This is a genomic window from Haemophilus parahaemolyticus, from assembly GCF_002015035.1.
GTDB lineage: Bacteria > Pseudomonadota > Gammaproteobacteria > Enterobacterales > Pasteurellaceae > Haemophilus_A > Haemophilus_A parahaemolyticus.
This window is the reverse complement of sequence record NZ_MUXY01000026.1, coordinates 1-4,147: the sequence shown is the minus strand read 5'-3', so window position 1 is coordinate 4,147 and position 4,147 is coordinate 1. Positions and strand designations below refer to the sequence as shown.

General features: G+C 29.1%; 5 protein-coding genes. 4 read left to right on the top strand and 1 reads right to left on the bottom strand.

Translation table 11 applies throughout. The annotated features are described in order from the left end of the window. From B0185_RS10060 to B0185_RS10045, 4 genes are all read left to right on the top strand, one after another. On the top strand, nucleotides 1-384 hold a 384-nt coding region (locus tag B0185_RS10060; RefSeq protein ID WP_143413724.1), incomplete at its 5' end, for an IS3 family transposase. A gap of 262 nt (nucleotides 385-646) precedes the next feature. Beyond that, nucleotides 647-1,603: a retron St85 family RNA-directed DNA polymerase gene (locus tag B0185_RS10055; protein ID WP_005706467.1), complete on the top strand. Its 957-nt coding sequence runs from the start codon at nucleotides 647-649 to the stop codon at nucleotides 1,601-1,603. Further along, entirely contained in the window at nucleotides 1,593-3,170 is a 1,578-nt protein-coding gene (locus B0185_RS10050; RefSeq protein ID WP_005706471.1) for an AAA family ATPase, read from the top strand. The genes B0185_RS10055 and B0185_RS10050 overlap by 11 nt, the downstream gene beginning before the upstream one ends. Next, nucleotides 3,154-3,942: a retron system putative HNH endonuclease gene (locus B0185_RS10045; RefSeq protein WP_005706469.1), complete on the top strand. Its 789-nt coding sequence runs from the start codon at nucleotides 3,154-3,156 to the stop codon at nucleotides 3,940-3,942. Before B0185_RS10050 ends, B0185_RS10045 begins: the two co-directional genes overlap by 17 nt. Before the next feature lie 24 nt (nucleotides 3,943-3,966). Here B0185_RS10045 and B0185_RS10300 read toward each other — a convergent pair. Further along, the coding region (locus tag B0185_RS10300; protein WP_211272266.1) for a hypothetical protein at nucleotides 3,967-4,147 on the bottom strand (181 nt) is incomplete at its 5' end.

Below are 4,147 nucleotides of genomic sequence, written 5' to 3'. Positions count from 1 at the left end.
GCTTATGGATTAAGTCGTCACCCAAATGGCATGTTAGTGCAAAAAATGCTGTTACAAGCGGTGGAAAAATTGCCGAGAAATGTGAATTTAATATTACATTCACACCAAGGAATCCATTATCAAATGCCTAGCTATCAACGCCTATTAGCAAAAAATAGGATTTCTCAAAGTATGTCCCGAAAGGGGAATTGTTTGGATAATGCGGCAATGGAAAGCTTTTTTGGGCGAATGAAAACGGAGTGTTTTCACGGAAAATCATTTACTAGCATTGATGAACTCGAAAAGGTTATCAATGATTATGTCCGGTACTATAATGAAGAACGAATCCAATTAAAATTAAAAGGACTGAGTCCGATACAATATCGAAAGCAGTCCTTTAAATAACAGTCTAACTTTTTGGGGTCAGATCATTTTAAATTTGCCGAAAACCTAGGAAGTTGTTATACTCGGAACGCCTTTTAGCGTATGTCTATGAAAGCTTAGCTTTAGTTCGGTGTTTAGCCGCAACGTATTTATATTGGGCAGATAAGGGTTGCGAGACAAATGTCAAGCAACTCTGAATAAGTTGCTTGACATTTGTCTCGCTTCCATTAGTAAAAGGTTAAGGGGCTAAGGCCCCTTTTTTATATACAATAGAGAGTATCTAGTGAAATCCAAACGGAAATTTGAGCTATTTTATAAATTACACGAAGGCGAAAGATTTTCTTCTAAACTTAATGAGTTGATAGCTCTTACGCCTACAGCTCCTATATCTTATAAAGTTTATTCTATACCCAAGAAAAAAGGGGGGCGTAGGACAATAGCTCACCCGACCAAAAAACTAAAAGAAATACAAAAAAAACTCTTAGAATTACTACAATTACAAATTCATAAATCTGCCTATGCATATAGAAAAGGAAGGAATATTGCTCAAAACGCAGAAACTCATAAAGAAAATAAATTCCTATTAAAATTAGATTTTCATGATTTCTTTAATAGTATAAATAACATTATCTTCACTAGGCATCTAGATAAAATAGGTATTCATTATAATGAGGATGACAAATGGTTAATTAATCATATTTTTTTCTGGAATCCTAATAAAAAAGACAATTCACACAAAAAACTTATATTAAGCGTAGGGGCTCCAAGCTCACCTACAATATCGAATGCCGTCATGTATTTCTTTGATAAAGAAATAGAAGAATACTGTGAATCAAAATCAATGAAATATAGTAGATATGCTGATGATATATCAATTAGTGGGAATAATAAAAATGAATTAAAAACTATAATTCCAGTTATTCGAGAAAAACTTAACGAGTTGTTTAATGGAAGAATTATATTAAACGAATTAAAAACAGTTATCATATCACCTGGCTATAATAAATTTATTACAGGCATTACACTTACTTCACAAGGGAGTATATCGATCGGTAGAAAACGTAAAAGATATATTTTTAGCCTAGTTTATAAGTATAAGATAAACGAGTTATCTAAAGATTTAATACCTCATTTAAAAGGATTGCTACTATTCTCTAAAAATATAGAACCTTCATTTATAGTTAGGTTAGAATTAAAATATGGTAAAGAAATCATCAGGAGAATTTTAGATGAAAAATAAAGACATTCTTGAACTATATAAAAATTGGGATGGAGAAACACTCCCTCCATATAAACTAATGGAATTGGTTTCTCAAAATCCATTTAGTTTGCTTGATATTCAGATTGTTAATTACAAAGCATTTTCTGATAAAGTATCAGTTAAGTTTGAAGACAATAAAAAACCAATTTTATTTGTGGGCGTTAATGCTAGTGGTAAAACAACTATCGCTGATGCTATTGCTACATCATTAAGTAAAATTAATAGTGCTATTTATAATAAGAATACTGATTCAGGTGATGTAATAGAAGAAAGAGATATAAACAAGAAAAATGATCCATATCAACCGGCTTTAATAGAGTTAAATTTAGGATATGCTAAAACTAAATTAACTGAAGTTATCGTTGCAAGATCACCTAATGGCTCTCCTAAGACAATTTATAGCACGCTCATACAGGCGAAAAAATTAGGTACGCTATATAGCTATATACTAGCTAAAGATAATTTAGATTTACCTCTTTATTTATTTTATGGAGTAGAACGCTCATCGTTAAAAACTAAAGATAAATTTGATAAAGCAGATTTTATATCTAAAGTAGAAAGATTAAATGCGATACCACAGAAACTAAAAAGCACATTAAATTTTAATGATTTTTTATTATGGTTTAAGTATTTAGATGATGCTAATAATCAAGATCTAGTAAATGCATTAGAAAGTGTTAAAAGTGAATTAGCTAATATAGAAGGGAAAGTTAATGAACTAGATTCATATGACAACGATATATTAACTGGATTAAATGCAGCTAATGAATTACTAGAAAAAATGAATTCAATAGCATCTATTTATTCTAAACTAGAAAACCTAAAAAATAATAATGAAGTAGACACAGAAAGAGGAAAACAATTACAGAAGATTAAAGAAATTATTATTACTTTTATTCCAAATATCATAGATATAAAAATAGATAGAAATCTTTCCTATCCATTTATAGTTAAAAAGCAAGATGGTTCACAATTTCCTTTGTCAGAATTGTCTCAAGGAGAAAAATCAATCATATCTTTAGTGGGAGATCTTGTTAGACGTATGCTTATCTTAAACCCACATAAAGAAAATCCTCTTGATACTCCAGCGATTGTTATTATTGATGAATTAGAACTTCACTTACATCCACAGTGGCAAGAAGAAGTTATTTCTAAATTAGAACGTACCTTTAAAAATACTAAATTTATTTTAACTACGCATACTCCAACTATTGTTAGTTCAATCATAAATGAAAATCTTTACCTTATTAAAGATAATCAGATTATAGCAGGTAAACATCTTGATTTTGGTACATATGGTGCTGAATACGCTAGTATCTATACACTCTTATATAATATAAATTTAAGATCAAATAATGAAATAAAAGAAAAATTAGAGCGGTATTTATCTTTAGTAAATGAAAATCAATATACTTCTGAAGAAGCAATAATGCTTAGGAAGGAATTAGAAAAAAACTTTAAAGGGAATGAACCATCTCTAGAAGAAGCTAAGTTAATTATCGAAAATAAAGAATGGGAAAAGTCTTTATATGAAGAAAGTCAATAAGTCAAGCATACCAAATGCTTTACTAAATTATAGAAGCACAAATAAATCTTATACTTGGAAAGCTTTCAGAAAAAAGAAAAAATCTTATAAAAGAGTAAAAAAACAAATTTTTAAAGATCAAGGAGGGATATGTGCTTATTGTGAACAAGATTTTTCCTGTTCACAAGGAGATGATGACTATATAACTCAGATGATTGAACATTTCCATCCTAAAAGAGATATTAGTTCTAATAAGAATTGGGCTTTAGATTGGAATAACTTACTTGGTTGCTGTACAGGAGGAACAGAATCTAATAAAATTATATTTCCTAGTCCAGAAAATTTAAGTTGTGATAAATATAAAGAAATCGTATTATCTAAGATAAATAATGTCGAAGGTTATCTTATAAACCCAATTGATATGCCAGCATTTCCTTGTTTATTTAAAATTAATCAAGTTACGGGACATATTTTAGCAAATGAAAAAAATTGTGGAAAAGTTAGTTTTAACATAAATAATTTTAAAACAACAGTGGAACTTGTTAACAATACTATAAGAGTATTAAATTTGAATTGCGTACGGTTATTACAGAAGAGAAAAGCCCACATTAAAAATTATAATAATCTCATTAATATAGCTAAGAAAAACCAAAACTCAGCTATTTTCCAAGAACTATGTAGCCGTTTTCTAACAAAAAAGAATGATAAATACCATTCTTTCTTTACAACATACCGTATTTTATTGTCTTCTCATGCTGAAAATTATTTACAAAGAAATAATTTTTCAGGATAAGACTTAGAGTTAGTTAATAAAGAATTATTCAGAAGCTTTGATTTTAAAAGGTATATAGGACAAAATAGTTAGTAAAAATGTGATTAAAACCTCATAGTACAAGGCGTTAATCACTCTTTTTGAAATATGAACAAAAAACAGTCCTTTTTGCCAAAGTACGAGAATAAAGAAACATGGTACATCAATAATGATCTGCACCCCAAAA

Excerpts from the sequence above, each read along its gene's own strand:
- B0185_RS10050 (WP_005706471.1), top strand. The coding sequence starts at position 1,593 with ATGAAAAATAAAGACATTCTTGAACTATATAAAAATTGGGATGGAGAA.
- B0185_RS10045 (WP_005706469.1), top strand. The coding sequence starts at position 3,154 with ATGAAGAAAGTCAATAAGTCAAGCATACCAAATGCTTTACTAAATTAT.